This window comes from Polycladomyces abyssicola (assembly GCF_018326425.1).
Lineage (GTDB): Bacteria > Bacillota > Bacilli > Thermoactinomycetales > JIR-001 > Polycladomyces > Polycladomyces abyssicola.
The window spans coordinates 2735389-2756093 of the sequence record NZ_AP024601.1 but is presented as its reverse complement, the minus strand read 5'-3'; the positions used below and the strand labels follow the sequence as shown (position 1 = coordinate 2756093).

Sequence of the window (20705 nt, the reverse complement as noted above, 5' to 3'; positions counted from 1 at the left end):
CTATCAGATGTTGATATTACCTCTTCTCATCCATATTTTGGGATGACACCGAGCTATTCAAAAAATGGCTCTTTATTTTTAATAGCAAACAATCCTGACTAATTCATTTAAATTAGAAATAATATGATCCGGTTGCTGACCCATACGATCAAAAACCGATTGAGATTTTCGGTTGACCCACGCTGTTTGGAACCCAAAGCTAGATGCACCTGTAATATCCCATGTATTCGATGAAACGAATAATATGTCTTCGCGTTTGCAATTGAATCTGTCGAGAGCATACGAGTATGCCGCTGGCGAAGGTTTGTATTGTTTTACGTCATCAATACTCATCACTTGAGTAAAGTATGGGGTCAGATGATGATATTCCACTAATGGTTGAATCATGTTAAGTGTTCCATTGGTCAAAATGGCAAGATGATAATGGTTTGCCAACTGTTTCAGTGCGTTCGGTACTTCTTCATATAAAGACAGGGTCAAATATGAATCGAGCAAGACCTTCTCCTTTTCCTCCGTAAGCGTTACTCCTAATTGTTCGCAAGTAAACCGAAGACTGTTTCTCGTAATTTCATCAAATGGTTGGTAACGACCGATGATTTGTTGGATGAACGCATACTCCAGTTGCTTCGTTCGCCATAACTCGCTGATCTGTCGACCACGAGTTGGGAAGAGTTCCTCACTTTTTTCTGAGACGGAATGAACGTCAAACAAGGTTCCATATGCATCAAAAACAATGGTTGTAAGGTGTTTCAACTCAATTCATAGCCTCCTTTTAGGGGCTTGTGTTATGCTTTTACCCAATTTGGATCCATTCTACACCCGCTGCATTCAGTGTTGTGTAGACCGGGCAACGCAAATCGGTTTTTTTCCAGTAATTCTTTGATATGTTCTTCTGATTCGCGATTTGTCGATCACACCTAACATCCGGCCAGTGAAGAGGCTATTGACAAACCCAGCGGAAAAACCGCTGGGTTTGTTGGGACTAACCTGATACCCTTTGTTCATAGTCTCGGGACGGGGCTTTTCCCTGTCCCTTTTTCAACAACAGCGCCGGACACCTTTGCCGCCATATTTTTCATCGGTGGCCCAGCGATGAAATTCACTTTCTGACATGGGCTGTTGGTCGGGATGGTGGCGGCGCATGTGTTCCAGGTATTTTTGATAATCAGGTACACCGGCGATGGCGTTCAGATAGTTGGCTACCGCCTTCAACGGGCGCAGGCAACGCGTCAACAAACCGTCCATGCATCTCCCTCCTCATCGGGTCGACGTTACCGGTGTGTAGGGCGTTTCCATGAGCGGCAAGCGTTCCCGCTTAATGATCAATTTATACCATACGCGTAACGAATCCAGTATGATCAGGGCGACCAGCAGCATGAAGATGGCGGTCAAAATGGCATCGATCTGGTTGTTCAGCACGATGCGGTGCATTTCCTCCATCGATTGCGCCGGAGGCAGTACTTTGCCGGCGTTGATTGCCTCCTGGTATTTGTCGGCTGCTGCCAGGAAGCTGATTTTGGCGCTGGGATCAAACAGTTTCTGCCATCCCGCCGTCATGGTGGCGGTGGTCAGCCAGGCGGTCGGTAGCAGGGTCACCCAGGCGTAACGGGTTTTGCCCATTTTCAGGAGAATCGTCGTGCCGACAACCAGTGCGACGACCGCCAGCATCTGGTTGGCAATCCCGAAGAGCGGCCACAGCGTGTTGATGCCACCGAGCGGATCGACGACCCCTTGGTAAAGGAAGTAACCCCAAGCCGCCACGATCAAACCGCTGGCCAGCACATTGGCAAAATAGTTCGACGTATCGCCTAATTTTTTGTAGAAGTTTCCGAGTAGATCCTGCAGCATAAACCGTCCGACACGCGTACCAGCATCGATCGTCGTCAGAATAAAAACGGCTTCAAACAGAATCGCAAAGTGGTACCAGAAGGCCATGAACGCTTTTCCACCGATAACAGCAGAGAAGATTTGCGCCATACCGACCGCCAGCGTGGGCGCACCGCCGGTTCTGGACAGCAGGGTTTCCTCTCCGATATCTTTGGCCAATGTTTGCAATTGGTCTGGTGTCAAGGTGAAGCCCCACGAGGTGATCGTCTTCGCCGCGGTCACCACATCGGTACCGATCGCGGCAGCGGGGCTGTTCATCGCGAAGTAGACGCCCGGTGTCAGCGCGCAAGCCGCGATCATGGCCATGATCGCAACGAACGATTCCATTAACATGGCGCCGTATCCAATCATACGAGCGTGGGATTCGCGTGCGATCATCTTCGGCGTTGTGCCGGAGGAAACCAGCGAGTGGAACCCAGAGACGGCACCACATGCGATCGTGATGAAGACAAACGGGAACAAGTCACCGGCAAACACCGGACCCGTTCCGTCGATAAACTTGGTGAACGCCGGCATATGCAAAGGTGGCAATACCAGCAGAATGCCCAGCGCCAAAGCGCCGATCGTGCCAATTTTCAGGAACGTGCTCAGATAATCGCGCGGCGCCAACAACAGCCACACGGGGATAACGGAGGCGACAAAGCCGTAGATGATCATCATCCAGGCGATCGTGGTGCCTTCAAAGGTGAACATTTTAGACAACGTGGGATGCTCCGACACATACTGTCCCAGATACAGGGAGAGCAACAGCAGAGCAAAACCGATCACCGATGTTTCCAACACCCGTCCCGGGCGGATATAACGCATGTACACACCCATGAACAAGGCGATCGGAATCGTCGCGGCGATGGTGAACATACCCCACGGACTGTGTGCGAGCGCTTTCACCACAACCAAAGCCAAAACGGCCAACAAGATGATCATGATGCCGAGGATAGCGAACAGCGCGATGAATCCGCCAACCGGCCCGATCTCCTGTTTTGCCATTTCTCCGAGCGATTTGCCGTTGCGGCGCATCGATCCGAAAAGAATGATGAAGTCCTGTACAGCACCGCCTAATACCACACCGACCAGAATCCACAAGGTCCCGGGGAGATATCCCATCTGCGCGGCCAAAATCGGGCCGACCAACGGTCCCGCGCCGGCGATGGCGGCGAAATGGTGGCCGAACAACACCCACTTGTTGGTGGGCACGTAGTCTTTACCGTCATTGATGCGTTCAGCCGGTGTTTTCCGGTTGTCATCCAAACCGAAAACCTTGTTTGCTAAAAAGCGGCTGTAAAAACGGTACGCGATGGCATAGGTGCAGATGGCGGCCACCAGCATCCATGCCGCATTCACCGTCTCACCGCGATTGAGTGCCAAAACGGCGAACCCAGCCGTGCCTGCCGCGGAGATCAATCCCCAGAGCAAAACGGAAGCCCATTTGTTCATAATATTTTGACCCCCTTTGACAATATTGATGAAGGAATCTTCCCTCATTAATGATTATACTGCAAAATGCACCAAATCTGGACCGGTCAATTTTTCCCTTTGGGATGTGCCGTCAAGATTTTGTCCCGAAAAGCTGTACGGCCGGTGAAAGAAAAGGGAAGAGTTTGTGCTATACTGTCATAGGAAGGATGGGAGAAAACGGACGTGGGGTTCGTCCGGTTTGTAAAAGCGGGAGAAGTTTTCTGGAGTGAGCGATGCTGGAGCACTGCCTGGGATGTGTCTGGTTCGACCATCAGGCGACAACGTTTCTTTTTGCCGCGAGTACCTGGGGTGTGTCTGGTCAATCCAAGAAGGAGTAAATGCTTTCCCGGATGAGCGACTGAGCTAAGCCCGGCCGAGTGAAGACCCGGCAAGCGCAGGAATGAAATCGCGGGCAACTTCTTTAAGTGAAACGTGCTATGCCTGCGTCCTGCGTTCCGGGTTGGAGCGGCCATGACCTGTTTTCCTTGCCGGGCACAGGTGGAGCGATCTGGCAACGAGAAACGGACGATCTGGATCAAACTCACCCCAACGAACGTGGCTTCCCCGCGCTTTGCATGATACAATGGATCAGATACTGAGCGCTTTTCGGAGGTGAAACCGATGGCCATTTCCAAGGAACAAGTGCAGCATGTCGCGCATCTGGCGCGTTTGTCGTTGACGGAAAAGGAAGTGGAGCAGTTCACCACGCAGTTGAACGATATCCTTCACTTTGCGGAAAAATTGAACGAATTGGACACGGATAATGTGGAGCCGACCACTCATGTTTTGCCGTTGGCCAACGTGTTGCGAGAAGACGAAGTGCGTCCGTCTATTCCGCGGGACAAAGCACTGGCCAACGCACCGGAAAAACGGGACGGCATGTTCCGCGTACCGGCTGTATTCGAAGAGTAAAGGGGGAGAACCATGTCGCTGTTGAGAGAATCGCTGAAGTCGATACATAGCCGTCTGGCGAACCGCGAACTGACAGTACGCGATTTGGTCGATGCATCGCTCGCCCGGATTCGCGAAGTGGACGGGCAGGTACGCGCGTTTTTGACGGTGGATGAAGAGGGAGCCCGTGAACGGGCGGAAGCGCTTGATCGGGAACGGGTGGAGTCGGATCAGCGGGGGATCCTGTTCGGATTGCCTGCGGGCATCAAGGACAACATCTGTACGGAAGGGCTGAAAACCACTTGTGCCAGCCGGCTGTTGGCCAACTATGAACCGATTTACTCAGCCACGGTGATGAAGAAGCTGGAACAAGCTCAGGCTGTCACGGTCGGCAAAATGAACATGGACGAGTTTGCAATGGGATCATCGACGGAAAACTCCGGGTTTCACCCCACATACAACCCGTGGGATCTCAGTCGCGTTCCCGGCGGTTCCAGCGGGGGATCGGCCGCCGCCGTTGCAGCGGGGGAAGTGTATTTCGCGCTCGGATCAGACACCGGCGGATCGATTCGGCAACCGGCCGCATATTGTGGGGTTGTCGGGTTGAAACCCACTTACGGACGGGTGTCCCGGTTCGGTTTGGTCGCGTTTGCTTCTTCGCTGGATCAGATCGGGCCGCTGACGAAAAACGTGGAAGATGCGGCGTATGTGTTACAGGCGATTGCTGGACACGATCCGATGGATTCCACCTCGGCCGATGTGGAGGTCCCGGATTATCTCTCCGCGCTGACGGGAGATGTGAAAGGGCTCAAAGTGGCCGTTCCCAAGGAGATGATGGGAGAGGGCATCGATCCCGGCGTTCGCGAGAAGGTGCAGCAGGCGTTGCGGGTGTTGGAAAGCCTTGGTGCTGTCATCGAGGAAGTCTCCCTGCCGCATTCCGAGTATGCCGTGGCCACGTATTACCTGCTGGCTCCGGCTGAAGCGTCCTCGAACCTCGCACGTTATGACGGAGTGCGCTACGGGGTGCGCGTCGAAGCGGACTCGTTGGTGGAGATGTACAAACAGACGCGCAGCCAAGGGTTCGGCAGCGAGGTGAAACGCCGGATCATGTTGGGGACGTACTCTCTGAGCTCCGGTTACTATGATGCCTACTATCTGAAGGCGCAAAAGGTGCGTACCTTGATCAAACAGGACTTCGACCGGGTTTTTGAGCAATACGACGTCATTGTCGGACCGACTGCACCGACCACCGCTTTCAAAATCGGGGAAAAGGTCGACGATCCGCTCACGATGTATCTGAACGATATCCTCACCATCCCGGTGAACCTGGCGGGACTGCCGGCGATCAGCGTGCCGTGTGGGCTGTCTGACGGACTGCCGGTCGGTCTGCAAATCATCGGCAAGGCGTTTGACGAATCCACTGTGTTGCGGGTGGCCCATGCCTACGAGCAGCACGGGGAGCGTTTGCCGGAGCCGACGATCGGAGGTGCGGAAGCATGACGCAGTTTGAAACGGTCATCGGATTGGAAGTGCATGTGGAGCTTTCCACCAAAACGAAAATTTTCTGTGGTTGTTCCACCGAATTCGGCGCCCCGCCGAACACGCACACTTGCCCGATTTGCCTGGGGCATCCCGGCGTACTTCCCGTGTTGAACCGGCAAGCTGTGGAATACGCGATGAAGGCGGCCATGGCGCTCAACTGCGAAATCGCCGAATACAGCAAATTCGACCGGAAAAACTACTTCTACCCCGATTTGCCAAAGGCCTATCAAATTTCGCAGTATGATCAGCCGATCGGTCGAAACGGATGGATCGAAATCGAAGTAAACGGAGAGAAGAAACGAATCGGAATCACACGTGTCCATCTCGAGGAGGATGCGGGCAAGCTGAACCACATGGACAACGAGGAAGGCTCACTGGTCGACTTCAACCGTGTGGGTGTCCCGCTGATCGAGATCGTCTCCGAGCCGGATCTGCGTTCACCGCAGGAAGCACGCGCATATCTTGAAAAATTGAAGGCGATCATGCAATATACCGGAGTCTCCGATGTGAAAATGGAAGAAGGATCACTCCGGTGCGACGCCAATATCAGTTTGCGTCCGGTGGGCTCCGAGAAATTCGGTACCAAAACCGAGCTGAAAAACCTGAACTCGTTCCGTAACGTGGAACGCGGTCTGGAGTACGAACAAAAACGGCAAGCGGAAATCCTCTCCCAAGGGGGCGAAATCACCCAACAAACGTTGCGGTGGTTGGAGGATGAAGGACGGACCAAAGTGATGCGCAGCAAAGAGGAAGCACATGATTACCGTTACTTCCCGGAGCCGGATCTGGTCCGTCTGCACATCGATGCTGACTGGAAAGAGCGGGTTCGCGCCACGATTCCGGAGCTGCCGGACGCACGTCAAGCCCGTTATACCAAGGAGTACGGCTTGTCCAACTATGATGCCGGTTTGCTTACTGCCTCCAAGGTAATCGCTGACTTTTTTGACCAAACGGTTGAGGCCGGGGCGGAACCGAAAGCGGCGGCCAACTGGATCGCCAGTGAATTGCTGGGTTATCTCAATGCCCACGACAAAGAACTGGCCGACACCCACATCACGCCACAAGGGTTGGCCGGCATGATCGGGTTGATTCAAGACGGAACGATCAGCACCAAAATCGCCAAGAAAGTGTTCAAGGAACTGGTCGAAAAAGGCGGAGACCCGAAACGGATCGTCGAGGAAAAAGGTTTGGTACAAATCAGCGACGAGGGGCAATTGCGGCAGATCGTGGAGCAGGTGCTGGCCGAGAATCAGCAGTCGGTGGAAGATTACCGCAACGGAAAAGACCGCGCTCTGGGATACCTCGTGGGACAAGTAATGAAACTGACCAAAGGTAAGGCCAATCCGCAGTTGGTCAACCAGTTGATCCGGGAACAGATCAACGCTTGATGTCGAGATCAAGCAGACCGGTGTCAGTTTAGAGGATGCCAAGCTGCGGACTCTCCGATGGAAGTCTGGGAGCCGTCTCCTGAACGACGGGAGAACGGCTCCCGTCAGGTTTTTGAGATCCGCTTGTGAAAACGAACGCCGTCATTCAGCGTGTGTTTTGCCAAGAGAAAAGATGATCTGTTAAGTCGGCGTTGGGGTGGGAGGTGTTGGAAGTGCAAGGTTTGTACACCGCCATTGTGCTATTGTTTTTGGGCATGGGCGTGTATTATTTGAATACGGAACCGGTCGTGGCGGTGCATCATTTTTTGATCTCCCTTTATTTCTTTGTTTTTTTGTTTGAGATTCGGGGAAAACCCTTTTCGAGAAGCGTCTATTGGTTGTTGTTGCTGTTGTTGGTCGGGGATGCTTTCATGCAGTTTTCCATTGGGGATATGAATATGATCAGCGGCTTGGTCAGTGCGATGTTTGCACTGTCCACCTGGCAAGCCCAACGGCGATTGTCTTGACGATGATCCGTCTCTGTGTGTGTCACGATCCCGTCCGCCGGTCTTACATGTGATTGTTTGAACATGGACAAACCGAGGTGGTCACAGATGGCCCAACGTGGTGTTTTGGTCATTGCGCACGGGTCCAGCAAACCGGAATGGGTGCAGTTGGTTGATGATGCGGTATCACGGGTTCGATTGGATTTGCCTGTAGAAGTTGGTTATTTGGAGATGGTGCCGGGCCGGGCGATTGTGGATGCCATACAGTCACTGCGCCGCCGAGGGGTGGATGAAATCATTGCCGTACCACTGTTCGTTTCATCCGGAAGTACACATATTGAGGAGATCGGATATTTTTTGGGTGTCATTGCCAAGCCGCGTCTTTCGTTTGAAGAAAAACCCATCCCCTTGGAGATTCCCGTTCATTATACACCGGCGATGGATGGTCACCCGTTGATCGGTGAGATTGTGACGGAGCGTGCCCGTAAACTGAGCCAACGGCCGGAGGAAGAAGTTGTCGTGCTGGTCGGCCACGGCAGCGAAGTGCCCGGATTCCGGGAAAAATGGGAAGAAGGCGCCAATCAGCTTGCTGCACAGGTACAGCGTGCATTGGGATTCCGGCAAGCGGTATACGCTTCTTTGCATCCGGACCATTTGCATGAGGTGGTGCGCACTTGGAGCGCCCAACACCGGGTGTTGGTGTTGCCATTGTTTTTGAGTGAAGGATATTTTACCAAAAAAGTAATCCCGTCGAAATTGGCGGGGTTGGAGTATGTGTATTCCGGAGAGACATATCTGCCGCATCCGTTGATTTCCCGTTGGATAGAAGAAATGGTGAGGGATGCGATCGGTCAATCCCGGCGCGCACCTTCTGCCGCCACCCAGTGAATGAAACCGGCGTAGGTACAACGCTGCCACGGGGCGAACAATGTCGGGCAAGACCGGCAGCCGGATGTCGGCATCCCCGCCCTGACAGTCATCAGCCGTCCCGTGAGGGACGGTTTTTTCACGCCTGTTGATGCCGTTTGACATACAGCGCCAACTGACGTTTGGTTACGGGATTCAGATTGTTGATTTGCCGGATCAACAATTGTTTGGTGTAATGGTACAACTGTAGGTCGAGAGCATTGTTTTGTTTGATGATGTGGATCAGTTCCTTGGGAATCTGTTGTTTTTGCGGGCGGCGCTTGGTGACATTTTGTCTGGTGTAGTTGACATTGCCCCATCCCAGAGCCTGTTTCACTCAGAAACACCGAATGCGGATATAATTCGGTAATCCCCGCGACAGCGTAATGTTTGCGGAGATGTTGTTTGGCCAGATTCCGATCCGGCTGATGTTTGCCGGAGAGGAACCGGGTTTGGTGATTCCAAAGCTGCGTTTGAATGCCGTCGTCTTTACTGAAAATGAACTCTTCGAAACTCATACGGTTGGCTTTGGCATAGAGTTTGTTGTTGGTGTTGGATTTGAGGTAATAATAGGCGGAAATGACTCGGTTGACGGGATCGCGCAACATGGTGATGTACCTGAAGGGACGACGGAAATAGCGATGAATCCCGAAACGGCAATGACCGTATACACATTTGATTTTCTCCCGCTGGGTGGCGGACAGGTTTTTTACGGCTTCCTTTTGGTGATGGGCCGGGTATTTGTAGATCTGGCCGGTCGGTACTGTTTGTCGATAATGCTGCGTAAGGTCAGGCCGCCTGTTTTGGGGATGTGGGAAAAAATGATGACGGGTTGACGCACGTGGGCGTTCTCCTCCTTTTGACTGCTCTTGGTATACCATATGGACCAGTGTACAAACCCGTTCTAGGGATCGTCCTATCTTATGTTTCGGGCATCCACCGGGTCCATTGCCGCGTACCCAACAGATGCTGTGCACCGACCATCGCTTCTTGCAAATGCGCCTCCGCATGGCGGTTCCAAACGAGAAGCAATTCCGCCGTGGGACGGAATCCTTCCGGCGCTGAACCGCACAACCGGTGAAAATATCCTTGTTTGATGCGATCCGCCCGTCGGGCGAGATACAAGCATTGTACCAGTGTCATCAACAGGGTTTCATGCCAATCACCCATCGCCATTCGTTTGAGGCAACCGGAAGCGGTCAGACGGTAGTGGTTGGACAGCATGCACTCCCGATGTGCTTCCTCCCAGCCGTCCCAATCGCATGCAAACACGGAACAACGCAGTTGATAACAAATGGAACTCAATGTTTCGTCTGCGGAGATGCTCTGGTCCAACGCGTGTTGTACTTCGGTCAACCGATAGGGCTCCGGTCCGTCCTGGATCGGTTGCGACTTTCTTCCGGAGGATGAATGGGAATCAGTCATTGACGGTTCCTCCTTTCTCAAGCGGGCGAAGTCTTGTCTTTCACCATTGTATGCGGTGGACGGGAAATTAAGCAGACCGTCCGGCGAAACGACAAAAGAGGTGATCCCGTATGTACAGGCGCGCGAGATTGATTTACAATCCCACCGCAGGGAGAGAGATGTTTGTACGACAGTTGCCCCGCATTCTCGAACGGTTGGAGCGGGCGGGATTGGAAACGTCCTGTCACGCAACGCGTGAGCCGGGTCAGGCGACCATAGCAGCGCGTCAGGCGTCGGAACGCGGGTTTGACGTGGTGATCGCTGCTGGAGGAGACGGGACAGTGCATGAAGTGGTCACCGGCATATCACAGGGTCCGCACCGTCCGATCCTGGGCGTTTTGCCGTGTGGTACGACCAACGATTTTGCGCGTGGTATGGGGTTACCCCGTGACTTGTTACGGGCGTGCGACGTGATTGGTGACGGATTCGTGCGGACAGTGGATGCGGGGCGTGTAGGAGATCGGCTGTTTGTCAACGTGGCGGCGGTCGGTGACGTGACGGCCGTCACCTACGAGGCGCCCAGCAGATTGAAAACGCTGGTCGGCCCGTTGGCTTATTATTTGAAAGGACTGGAGAAAATAGGATCATTGTCGCGTTCATTTCCGGTTCGCATCGAGGCGGACGGCCGACAATGGGAGGAAGACATTTTATTGATGATGGTGGCCAATACCCGATCGGTGGGCGGGTTTGAACAGTTGGCTCCGAAAGCGGATTTGAACGACGGGAAACTGGATGTGATCGTGGTACGCAAAACCGGTATCGCCGATCTGATTCCTTTGGTCAGAATCGCGAGGAAGGGCGGACACATCTATGATCCCAGCGTCGTGTATTTTCAAGCGCGATACCTCTATGTCGAATCGGATGAGCCGCTGCGCTGGAACCTGGACGGGGAGCTGGGCGGGATCCTGCCCGGTATCTGTGAAGCGTTGCCGGGTCATCTGCGGGTATTTTGCCCGCGGCCGGCTGTAAAAGATCGAACAGAGCCGGATGAAACGGTTCTGGTATAATAGAGCCCTGACTCTGTGAATCGAGTTACGGCAGTTGAAGAATGATGGTGAGGAGCAAAGGAGCAAACGAGATGAAACCACCTGTTACCACGGGAGAAATCATCGAACTGACCGTTACCGGTCAGAGCCATACCGGGGACGGTGTGGGAAAATATGAGGGGTTCACCGTATTTGTGCCGCTGGCACTGAGGGGTGAACGAATCCGGGCGAAAATCACGAAGGTGAAGAAGACATACGCTCACGGACGAATGTTGGAGATTTTGGAAGCATCTCCGGCACGGACGGAACCGGCTTGTCCCGTTTTCGAGCGGTGTGGCGGATGTCAGTTGCAGCACGTGAGCTATGAGGAGCAGTTACGGATCAAGCGGCAGCAAGTCATCGACAGTTTTCAACGGATCGGTGGGTGGGAAGAAGAGGTGCCCGTTTTGCCCGTAATCGGGATGCAAGATCCGTGGGTATACCGCAATAAAGCGCAAGTACCGTTCGGCTTGAGCGGCGGGGAGTTGGTGGCCGGTTTTTACGCCGCCGGTACGCATACGATTGTCGACATGGATACTTGCGGCATTCAACATCCGGACAACGACCGGGCAGTCCGGGAGGTAAAGCGGCTGGCCAAGGAATTGGGAATCCCGCCGTATGATGAAAAGAACCACCGTGGGGTACTGCGCCATGTCATGGTACGAACCGGGTTTGCCACCGGCGAGATGATGGTCGTACTGGTGACCAACGGAAAACAGTTGCCGCATCGGGAGACGCTGGTGGCTGAACTGCGGAAGGCACTGCCGCGGATGAAATCGTTGGTGCAAAATATCAACGATCGTCGCACCAATGTGATATTGGGTCGGGAAAATCGGCTGTTGTGGGGGGAGCCGGTAATCCGTGACCGGATCGGGTCAGTGACCTACGTGATTTCTCCGCAGTCATTTTTTCAGGTTAATCCCGTCCAGACACGTGTGCTGTACGACCAGGTGCGCCGGTATGCCCGGTTGACGGGTCGGGAGATCGTGATGGACGTCTATTGCGGTGCCGGTACCATCGGATTGTATCTGGCCGACGGCGCGGCATGGGTGTACGGTGTGGAATCGGTGCCTGAGGCGATTGAGGATGCGCGGCGCAATGCGCGGATCAATGGCATCGAACATGTCACGTTTGAGGCAGGCAAAGCGGAGGATGTCATGCCGAGGTGGCGGGAACAGGGCATCCGGCCCGACGTCATCGTGGTGGACCCGCCGCGCAAAGGTTGTGATCCTGTTTTGTTGGATACGGTGGTGGACATGCATCCCAAGCGGTTGGTCTACGTCTCGTGCAATCCGGCCACGTTGGCACGCGATGCCCGTTATTTGCGGGAGCGGAGCATTGAAACGCTCGAAGTGCAGCCGGTGGACATGTTTCCGCACACCAGTCATGTGGAGTGCGTTGCTTGGATGAAACCGGCGGGGAAAACCCTTTAATGATTAGACACGTGATTGAATTTGACTTTGTCCCTGGTAACAGCTTCGCTGGTATTAACTCTAATCATAGAAATAGGCGCGGGATGGTTCCGCGCCGTGTTTTTCCCAACCAAACTATGTGTTTTCCCGTCTCCAATCATTCTGCTGGCAATTAGGGGTTACTGGAAGATACATTGGATTTTTTAAACTGATCATTACCCGGCAAGTCATTTACTTCAAGGGCAACTCTTATTCCCGATTCGATTGCTTTTTGAATCCAGGCATGAGTAAGTGAAGTGTGTTCATCCGCAAAGTGAACTCTCTCAGGGACAGGGATGTTGGGGAAAAGACCTGTTTCCAGGTATGGTTTAAACATGGAAAAAGCACCCTTGAAATACGGGTCTAAATCCCAGGATTGCACAGCTCCGGTTGGCGGGGCTTTTTTCATGTAACCAAAGTTGCACCCTTTTCCGAAACAGGTCAAAATGAGAAGGGAGTTCCGGAAAAAGAAGATGGCTGAAAAGGAGAATTTTGTATCGTCTGGCGAATAACATGGGAGAGTCTGACTCATACATATGGTATAATAAGGGAACTTGAAACCGAACGGCAATGGAACACGTTCGCTGGGGTGGATATGTGGGAATGTGAGAGGGCAAAAAGAGGGGGAGGAAAGCATGGATCGGATCGCTCAAACGGGCGCCCGGAATGGGTTGGCGAGAACCAATGATGCAGTGGATCATGGCCCCGTCGATATCCTGCTGGTCTCCGAAAACTTCGGAACCGGTCATACACGCGCGGCGGAAGCCTTGGCCCGCGGCATCAAACAATCTCGCCCCGAGTTGCGGGTGCAATTGATTGAGTTGGGGAGGGCATTGCAACCGCAAATCAACCGTGCTCTCTTGACCTCTTATTTGAGCATGATCAGACGGGCGCCCAACTTATGGCGAAAAGTGTACGGGCGACACCATGAACGGCTGTTTCCCCGTTGGTTGCAGTGGTGTTTGCATCAGACACTGTATGCCAGTTTATCCGATTTGATTGAAACCTTCCGCCCCAAACTCGTCGTTTCCACCCATCCATTTGCCAGCTCCGGCGTGGCCAAACTGAAACAAAAAGGGTTCCCCCTTCGCCTGTGTACAGTCATCACCGATTTTACAGCACACGGCTCATGGGTTCATCCCGAAGTGGACCGTTACTTGGTTCCCATCCCCCAGGTACGTGAACAATTGGTGCAGTTGGGTGTAGAGGATCGCCACATTCAGGTGACGGGCATTCCAACGGATGTGCAGTTTTGGGAAGAGGGAAATCGTTTGCATGCCCGAGAGCGCGTTGGTTTGTCGGACAAGCCGACCGTTTTGATCCTGGGAGGAGGACTGGGTATCGGGACGGACATGCTCGTCCAGATGGCTGCCAAGTGGAAAGAAGAAATGCAAATCGTGGTCTGCACGGGGCATAACCGAAAAGTGTACCAATGGTTGCGGAGCGATCCATCTCTAAGGCACCCCCACATACGCATCTTGGGGTACACTCGGAGATTGTCGGATTGGATGGAAGCGGCCGACCTCATTTTGACCAAACCCGGTGCGTTGACATGTTCGGAAGCGATCGCCAAGGGAACACCGCTATTGTTGTATGGATCGATCCCCGGACACGAGGAACAGAACAGTCGGTTTCTGGTTTCTCACGGACTGGCTGTCCAGGCGAAAAACGAAGAGGAGCTGGACGCGTGGTTTGCTCAGTTGTTGCGTAAACCGGATCGGTTTCAAACCATACGGGAGAATATGCTCCGATGGCGCAAGCACATCCACCCCTCCAAAAGTGTGGAGGCCGTGTTGGAGATGATGGTGTCAGAACCGTCCTCAGGGTTCCTGATAAAGGCATAAATGTGAGGTTTTGTTTTACTTGCCCTTTTGTGCATCCATCGATATAATGCAAAGGGCAGGTATAAATTCACAGATGCGACAAAGCCTTGCCAACGCAGACGGCGGGGCAATCGCAGTAATCGACATGGGATGAGGATGTTATTGGAGCCATGGATAAACAGCCTTCAGATATCGTGATACCGGATACCGGTATTTATTCCAAGAAGCTGGGGCAAACCGACACCCGGATCAGAGCCTGGATAGTTCGGTTCGCCCAGTTTTGGGTAAAGGGAGTCATCTCTTTGAAGATTGAATCGACTCAACAGCTGGCCATTCGCATCATCCATCTGTTGTTTTTGAGCATCTTGGTGTCGCCATGGCTGCCGCCATTGGTGACGCTTGGCATCGGCTTGTTGACGCCTTTTTTCTATAAATGCAAATGGCCAGTGCGTGGTTGGCCCGAGGGGATTTTTCTCAGTTTTGCATTTCTGTCTCTCATCAGTTGGGCGTTTAATCCCTCGTGGTTTTTGTGGATTCCCATCGGTATCATCCCGATCATCCTGTTCGGGTTGTATTATCTTTTGACGATATGGATCAAACATCTGTCTGAATGGTCGTGGCAACAACTTCAGCGGTTGTATCTTCAATTTTGGCTGGGCGGCATTTATGTCGCCATCGTCGTGATTATGCAGCGGTGGGACCTGTTGCCACGCGAAAAGTCGTTTTGGACGTACATGCTTGGGTTTTATCCGTTGTGGCAGACGGACATGGAACGGAGTGTGGGTACGGCAGCCAACTCCAATTTGGCTGCGGCCATGCTGATCTGTTTGGCACTGATGAGTATTTACGCTTCCTCGGTCGTGCGGGGAGCGTGGAAAAAAGTCGGTTGCTTCGCGATGTTTGCCTTGTATTCGGTGGCCATTTGGTGTACCGGTTCCCGCGGTGCATGGGTGGGTTTGTTGATCGGCCTCTTGGTTCAGGTATGGATGACAGGAAACCGCCGTCGTACGGTGTTGTTATTCTGTGCACTGTTGATTTTAGGCGGTGTGATCTATACCAATCAAACCCTGATCCCGCGGGAGGAGACGCTGTTTGCTACGGTGGAAGTGCGTATTTTCGTCTGGCAGCATGCGTTTCAAATTTTCCGGGAACATTGGTTGCTTGGCGTTTTGCCGCTCCATTTCGGCCAACTGTTCGCCAAACTGACGGGCAAATACATGTTCCATGCGCATAACGTCTTTTTGGGTATTGCAACGGAGTACGGTGTTATCGGTCTGGGATTGTTTTTGGCGTTGATCGTGGTAACGACTTACCGTGCCCGCCGGTGGCGGAAAACGGCCAATCGGAAGGAAGAAAAGCGGTTGGCCGGGTTGTTGATTTCGATTCTCTTTGCACTGTTGGGTCACGGGATGTATGATTATCCCATCATTTCCCCGCAAATCGGATTGATCTTCATTTTGAGCCTGATCATGATCCATGCGCAGTATGAACGGCGGTGCCTGAAGAAACCGGAGTGGAGTCAGGAATTGTACATGGACAATGCCACCGAGAAAAAGATGGATAAATGGGAGGCGGCATTGATTACTGCGCGCAGTATATGGAAGGCGTTGCTCGGAGGCCGGGTATAGTGTTTCTCATTTCAGATGATTGAGGTGGAAAATGAACGCATTTTTCGCCTATTTGTATCGATTGCGGTTGATCCGGAGATGGAGCCTGATGCGCAACGTGATGCCGGAAAACGTGGCGGAACACAGCTATCATGTTGCGTTGCTGACACATGCCCTCTGCACGATCGGCATCGAGGTGTTCGGAAAGCAGATTCCGGTGGAAAAGGCAGTTACACTGGCATTGTTTCACGATGTGACGGAAGTGATCACCGGCGACATTCCTTCCCCGGTGAAACATCACAACGACAAGCTGCTGGGTGGATTTCGCGAATTGGAGAATTTGGCTGCGGAACGGCTCTGCGACATGATTCCCGAACCGCTGCACCGGCATTACCGCCCGTTGATTCATGGTGAAGATTCTGATTTGCACCGTTGGGTGAAAGCGGCCGATTTGCTGGATGCCTTTCTCAAATGTGAAATGGAGATTTCAGCAGGAAACCGGGAATTCGTTGTAGCCAAACAGGAGATAGAGCGGCGTTTGCAATCGCTCGACATGCCGGAAGTGGATTATTTCCTTCGCCATTTCGGCTCCAGTTTCACCCAGACACTGGATGAATTGCATGATAAGGACGATTCGGAAACAACCTGATGGCGCGAACGGCGCCTTTTTCTTTTTAAGCGGGTTCAGCCCAGTTAATTAGCTGAGGAAAAACGTCCATCCGAGTATAAAACCGGAAAAGCGCGGTCATGCTGTTACCAGAATCTATCAATCTATGAGGTGGTTTTACTATGTTTAAACACCGCGCTTTCTGGTTGATCGTCGGCGTCATCACCATCATTGGTTTGACGCGTTGGGACGGCGACTTACCTTCTTCTCCGCAAGCGTACGCGGAAAAAAAGGGGCTCATCGCTGTTCGTGTCCATCATGGGGACACTCTTTACCGGATCGCCAAACAACACGGGACCGATGTGGACACCGTGACACGGATCAACCATTTGCGTGATCCATCCCGCATCCGAACGGGACAGATTTTATGGGTGCCCGAGACACAAAGGCATAATGACGCACCCTTACGAGAATCTGCCTCTGTTCCTGCGATGTCCCGTGGAATCTCAATGGGTGATTTTACCCTGACTGCATACACTGCCGGACCGGAATCGACGGGGAAAGCACCGGGTCACCCCGCCTACGGTATCACCGCAACCGGTGCCAAAGCCAGAGAAGGTGTCACCATCGCCGTTGACCCCAAGGTCATCCCGATTGGATCGCGTGTATATATTGAGGGCATCGGGTATCGGACGGCACAGGATGTGGGTGGGGCGATTAAAGGAAATCGGATCGATGTGTTTATGAACGACCTGAGTGAGGCACGAAAATTTGGCGTGAAGAAACACGTTCGGGTGATGTTGGTGCCGGCATCCTATGTTTTGGAATGAACCTCCCTGCGCTAAAAAGGATTCCTGGGTCGTTTATGTCACCCGAAGCCGATTTGTAAGCAGTGCCGTAAATTTTGTGTTTTGTGGTTGTTTTTCCGGCTGGCTTCTAGACAACGACTTGGATTCAAGGATATGGAGCATAAGCGCAAGACCCGTTTCCCAAGGAGAACGGCAGTGGAGCGAGGCGCCAAAATACGATAAAATGGACGGGCAGGAACCCCACGAAAAGGGGGGAAGTGGATGGAACGGGTGTTTCCACTCCGTTATCCCTACTCGTTTGAGGCAACCGTCCGGCGGCTCGTTTCTTTCGAAAAGTCCAGCTATCGCTTACATAGCGGACGTTTGGTGCGGGCGATCGAAGCAGGGGGACGTCCTTATGCGGTGGAAATCGGTTGGCAGACGGAACCTCGTTCGCTGACGGTATACGTACACGGTAATCCACCGAAAGCGGAACAGGAACGGTTGGAAGCCAAACTGCGCCGGATGTTTTCGGTGGATGTGGATTTGACTCCTTTCTACCGACAGGCGGAAGCAGACCCTTACCTGGGACCCGTTGTCGCAAAACGAAAGGGTTTGCATCTGGTGTTGGATGCTTCGTTGTACGAATGCCTGATCAAAACCATCATCAGCCAACAACTCAACTTGGCGTTCGCTGCCAAGTTGATCGAGCGGTTGGTCGACCTGGCAGGTGAACGAGTGCCGTTTAAGGGGGAGTCGTTGCCCGTATTTCCCTCGCCTGAACGGGTGGCCGCACTGGATTACGAGCAATTGCAGGCACTGCAGTTCAACCGGCGGAAAGCTGAGTATATCATCGACATCTCCCGACGAGTGGCCTCGGGGACATTGGATTTGGAAACCTTGTGGAGAATGGAAGACGAAGCGGTGATGGAATGTCTGTTGCCCCTGAGGGGAGTGGGGCGATGGACGGTGGAATGTTTGTTATTGTTCGGTTTGGGGCGTCCCGATCTCTTGCCGGCGGCGGACATTGGGCTTCGAAACGCGGTCCGTCACGTGTACGGATTGGCACATCAACCGGGGGAAGAAGAAATCCGAAAGATCGGACGAGATTGGTCTCCCTGGCGAAGCTACGCTACGTTTTATCTGTGGGATGCGTTGAGCGAATGGAAGCCGAAGAAAAAAGGAGGATAAAGGATGGGACGGAAGAAGAAAAATCAGACCGAAGTAAAAGCAGTTGATCCGATCGTCACACTGACCCATGATCTGAAGCGGGTTGTGCTGTGGACGGCAATAGCGGTCGGAACAGCGGCGGTCTTGGCGTTGACGATCCCGTCGTTTTGAAAAAACAAGGCCGGGAGGGAAGCTCCTAGCCTTGTTTTTTTGTTGAGGGCGGTTCTGATGATTCTTTCGGTTGGGTGGATGCCCGCATCATCGCGATCTCGGGCGGACTCATCAGGATTTGCCGCGGGTAGGCCACCTCAATGTCGTGTTCTTGGAAAGCAGTGATGATGGTTTTGCGTAATTCGCGTTCAATCCGCCACACTTCCTGCGGATCGCTCAATGCGGTGACAGTGAATTGCACCCCGTCCCGCTCAATATTGGTCACGCCAAATACGGACGGTTCCTCCAGCAGATAGGGGGAGAACCGTTTGTGTATGTCCCGGCATACCTCTTCCAACACTTCGTGCACCCGTCCCAGATCGGATTCATACGGAACCGTAACAGTTACGATCGCCCGCATCCGATCGCGGTTGTAGTTGGTCACCTGCGTGATTTCGCCGTTGGAGATGTAGTGCAGCCGTTGGTTCCATTCACGGATTTTGGTCACCCGAAGCCCGATTTCCTCCACCGTGCCCGTAATTTGGCCATTGATCTCGACAAAATCGCCTACTTCCAGCTGATTTTCAAAGATCAGGAAAAAGCCGGTGATCACGTCTCGCACCAGATTTTGCGCACCAAAACCGATTGCCAATCCGAGGATCCCAGCGCCGGCCAGCACCGGTGTCATGTTGACGCCCAGCCGATCCAGAATCATCAACAGCGCAATGAAATAAATGGAATAACGCGCCGTTGATTTGATCAGCTTGCTCATGGTAACTGCACGTTTGCTGTCCGTTTTGCTCAATTTCAAGATATGATCGATCAGTCGGTTAACCAAACGCAAGGCGATCAGCGTGATCAGGACGATCAACAAGATCTGCCCCAGCGGCAACAAGAGGTATTCCACCGGGTTCTTGAAAATCGCGCTCATTTTATCGCTCATGCTTTGGATCAAGCCCACACTGTGATCGGGATGAGCGGGGGTTTCGGGTTTGGTGAGCTCCAGTTCCTGTTCAAGCATGTAATCACCCCTCGATCAGTGGATGGATTTTTTCTTGAACCGTCCGCCCAACACATCGTGTACATGCTCGATGGCCACGAAGGCGTGCGGGTCAATTTCACTGACGATACTCTTCAACTTGGCGACTTCCAGCCGTGTCACAATGCAGTAAAGCAGTTCCTTCTCCTCTTGGGTGTAGCCGCCTTTTCCATAAATATGCGTTACGCCGCGACCCAGACGGTACAGAATAGCCTCAGATATCTCATCCGGTTTGTCGGAGATGATCATGACCGATTTGGATTCATCCAGTCCTTCCACAACAACATCAATGGTCTTGTATGCGATGAAATACGCAATAAGCGAATACATTGCCTTGTCCCATCCAAAGACGAATCCCGCACTTCCCAGAATGAAAACGTTGAAAAACATGACGATCTCGCCGACGGAGAAGCCTAGTTTTTCGTTGCCGATGATGGCCAATACTTCGGTCCCGTCCAACGATCCACCATTACGGATGATGAGTCCTACGCCCATACCCAGGATGATGCCACCGAAAACGGTCGCCAAAAAGAGGTTGTCGGTTGCTCGCGGAAAATGGTGGATGAATTCGGTCAACACGGCAAGTAGAATCACAGAATATATGGTGCAAAACGTGAAGGTCTTCCCGATTTGTTTGTAGCCCAGAAACCAAAAAGGCAGGTTGAATAATACCAGAAAAACAGACAAGGACCAAGGTGTTATCGTACTGAAAATGATGGAAATACCGACCACACCGCCGTCGATAATCTGATTGGGGATCAAAAACAGGTCCAAACCGATGGCAACTAAGATACAGCCCAGTGTGAGTGAAATGAGGCGTCGCCACCAGCGCCAAGAGGGAATACGAAAAATGGCTGGGTTCACTGTGTGCGAGCTCCCTCCTATCCGGATCTATTTTGTAGTCTTTCACGATTATAGCACAGCCTGGAAGGTCGACGGGGACGTTTGATTGATTGTCACAGATGGCAGACAGGAGATGGAATCGGTGATGCCGTATCGTGGGACATGGAAAGTGTCATCCTTTCTC

At 52.8% G+C, this 20705-nt stretch carries 21 protein-coding genes and 1 pseudogene; 14 read left to right on the top strand and 8 right to left on the bottom strand.

Annotated features, from left to right (window positions below; translation table 11 throughout):
- Positions 1 to 78: 78 nt before the first annotated feature.
- From KI215_RS13755 to KI215_RS13745, 3 genes are all read right to left on the bottom strand, one after another.
- Entirely contained in the window at positions 79 to 753 is a 675-nt protein-coding gene (locus tag KI215_RS13755) for a haloacid dehalogenase type II (protein WP_212773268.1), read from the bottom strand.
- A 285-nt stretch (positions 754 to 1038) separates the two neighbouring features.
- On the bottom strand, positions 1039 to 1245 hold the full coding sequence (locus tag KI215_RS13750; protein ID WP_212773267.1) for a YbdD/YjiX family protein: 207 nt from the start codon (positions 1243 to 1245) through the stop codon (positions 1039 to 1041).
- 12 nt (positions 1246 to 1257) lie between these two features.
- Positions 1258 to 3321: a carbon starvation CstA family protein gene (locus KI215_RS13745; protein ID WP_212773266.1), complete on the bottom strand. Its 2064-nt coding sequence runs from the start codon at positions 3319 to 3321 to the stop codon at positions 1258 to 1260.
- Between the two features lie 642 nt (positions 3322 to 3963).
- Here KI215_RS13745 and gatC point away from each other — a divergent pair.
- The 5 genes from gatC to KI215_RS13720 all read left to right on the top strand — a co-directional run bounded on the left by gatC (position 3964) and on the right by KI215_RS13720 (position 8536).
- Entirely contained in the window at positions 3964 to 4254 is a 291-nt protein-coding gene (gene gatC / locus KI215_RS13740) for an Asp-tRNA(Asn)/Glu-tRNA(Gln) amidotransferase subunit GatC (RefSeq protein WP_212773265.1), read from the top strand.
- Between the two features lie 12 nt (positions 4255 to 4266).
- Positions 4267 to 5733, top strand: coding sequence for an Asp-tRNA(Asn)/Glu-tRNA(Gln) amidotransferase subunit GatA (gatA, locus tag KI215_RS13735; RefSeq protein ID WP_212773264.1), 1467 nt, complete (start codon positions 4267 to 4269; stop codon positions 5731 to 5733).
- Positions 5730 to 7163: an Asp-tRNA(Asn)/Glu-tRNA(Gln) amidotransferase subunit GatB gene (gatB, locus tag KI215_RS13730; RefSeq protein ID WP_212773263.1), complete on the top strand. Its 1434-nt coding sequence runs from the start codon at positions 5730 to 5732 to the stop codon at positions 7161 to 7163. The genes gatA and gatB overlap by 4 nt, the downstream gene beginning before the upstream one ends.
- A gap of 212 nt (positions 7164 to 7375) precedes the next feature.
- Complete coding sequence (locus tag KI215_RS13725; RefSeq protein WP_212773262.1) at positions 7376 to 7669, top strand: hypothetical protein; 294 nt, start codon at positions 7376 to 7378, stop codon at positions 7667 to 7669.
- Between the two features lie 87 nt (positions 7670 to 7756).
- Positions 7757 to 8536 (top strand): sirohydrochlorin chelatase, encoded by a 780-nt coding sequence (locus KI215_RS13720; RefSeq protein WP_212773261.1) that lies wholly within the window; start codon positions 7757 to 7759, stop codon positions 8534 to 8536.
- 118 nt (positions 8537 to 8654) lie between these two features.
- On the opposite strand, the gene KI215_RS16050 is transcribed toward KI215_RS13720, so the two are convergent.
- Entirely contained in the window at positions 8655 to 8891 is a 237-nt protein-coding gene (locus KI215_RS16050) for a hypothetical protein (protein ID WP_246512126.1), read from the bottom strand.
- Between the two features lie 49 nt (positions 8892 to 8940).
- Between KI215_RS16050 and KI215_RS16045 the strand changes: the two genes are divergently transcribed.
- A complete protein-coding gene (locus KI215_RS16045; protein WP_246512125.1) occupies positions 8941 to 9390 on the top strand; it encodes a hypothetical protein in 450 nt (149 codons plus the stop codon).
- 85 nt (positions 9391 to 9475) lie between these two features.
- Here KI215_RS16045 and KI215_RS13710 read toward each other — a convergent pair whose 3' ends face one another.
- On the bottom strand, positions 9476 to 9979 hold the full coding sequence (locus tag KI215_RS13710; RefSeq protein WP_212773259.1) for a hypothetical protein: 504 nt from the start codon (positions 9977 to 9979) through the stop codon (positions 9476 to 9478).
- Between the two features lie 110 nt (positions 9980 to 10089).
- On the opposite strand from KI215_RS13710, the gene KI215_RS13705 reads away from it, so the two are divergent.
- Positions 10090 to 11025, top strand: a complete 936-nt coding sequence (locus KI215_RS13705; RefSeq protein WP_212773258.1) for a YegS/Rv2252/BmrU family lipid kinase — start codon at positions 10090 to 10092, stop codon at positions 11023 to 11025.
- 71 nt (positions 11026 to 11096) lie between these two features.
- Complete coding sequence (rlmD, locus tag KI215_RS13700; protein ID WP_212773257.1) at positions 11097 to 12476, top strand: 23S rRNA (uracil(1939)-C(5))-methyltransferase RlmD; 1380 nt, start codon at positions 11097 to 11099, stop codon at positions 12474 to 12476.
- Between the two features lie 151 nt (positions 12477 to 12627).
- Here the strand turns inward: rlmD and KI215_RS16040 are convergent.
- Positions 12628 to 12885, bottom strand: a pseudogene (locus KI215_RS16040) (FAD-dependent oxidoreductase); the annotation flags it as partial.
- 244 nt (positions 12886 to 13129) lie between these two features.
- Here KI215_RS16040 and KI215_RS13690 point away from each other — a divergent pair.
- The 6 genes from KI215_RS13690 to KI215_RS13665 all read left to right on the top strand — a co-directional run bounded on the left by KI215_RS13690 (position 13130) and on the right by KI215_RS13665 (position 18660).
- Positions 13130 to 14338, top strand: a complete 1209-nt coding sequence (locus tag KI215_RS13690) for an MGDG synthase family glycosyltransferase (protein ID WP_212773255.1) — start codon at positions 13130 to 13132, stop codon at positions 14336 to 14338.
- 149 nt (positions 14339 to 14487) lie between these two features.
- A complete protein-coding gene (locus tag KI215_RS13685; RefSeq protein ID WP_212773254.1) occupies positions 14488 to 15945 on the top strand; it encodes an O-antigen ligase family protein in 1458 nt (485 codons plus the stop codon).
- Positions 15946 to 15976: 31 nt separating this feature from the next.
- Entirely contained in the window at positions 15977 to 16573 is a 597-nt protein-coding gene (gene yfbR / locus KI215_RS13680; RefSeq protein WP_212773253.1) for a 5'-deoxynucleotidase, read from the top strand.
- A gap of 140 nt (positions 16574 to 16713) precedes the next feature.
- Entirely contained in the window at positions 16714 to 17361 is a 648-nt protein-coding gene (locus tag KI215_RS13675) for a 3D domain-containing protein (RefSeq protein WP_212773252.1), read from the top strand.
- Between the two features lie 240 nt (positions 17362 to 17601).
- Positions 17602 to 18510, top strand: coding sequence for a DNA-3-methyladenine glycosylase family protein (locus KI215_RS13670; RefSeq protein ID WP_212773251.1), 909 nt, complete (start codon positions 17602 to 17604; stop codon positions 18508 to 18510).
- A 3-nt stretch (positions 18511 to 18513) separates the two neighbouring features.
- Positions 18514 to 18660, top strand: coding sequence for a hypothetical protein (locus KI215_RS13665; RefSeq protein WP_212773250.1), 147 nt, complete (start codon positions 18514 to 18516; stop codon positions 18658 to 18660).
- Positions 18661 to 18685: 25 nt separating this feature from the next.
- On the opposite strand, the gene KI215_RS13660 is transcribed toward KI215_RS13665, so the two are convergent.
- On the bottom strand, positions 18686 to 19660 hold the full coding sequence (locus KI215_RS13660; protein WP_212773249.1) for a mechanosensitive ion channel family protein: 975 nt from the start codon (positions 19658 to 19660) through the stop codon (positions 18686 to 18688).
- Between the two features lie 15 nt (positions 19661 to 19675).
- Positions 19676 to 20542, bottom strand: a complete 867-nt coding sequence (locus KI215_RS13655; protein WP_212773248.1) for a YitT family protein — start codon at positions 20540 to 20542, stop codon at positions 19676 to 19678.
- Between the last annotated feature and the right edge of the window lie 163 nt (positions 20543 to 20705).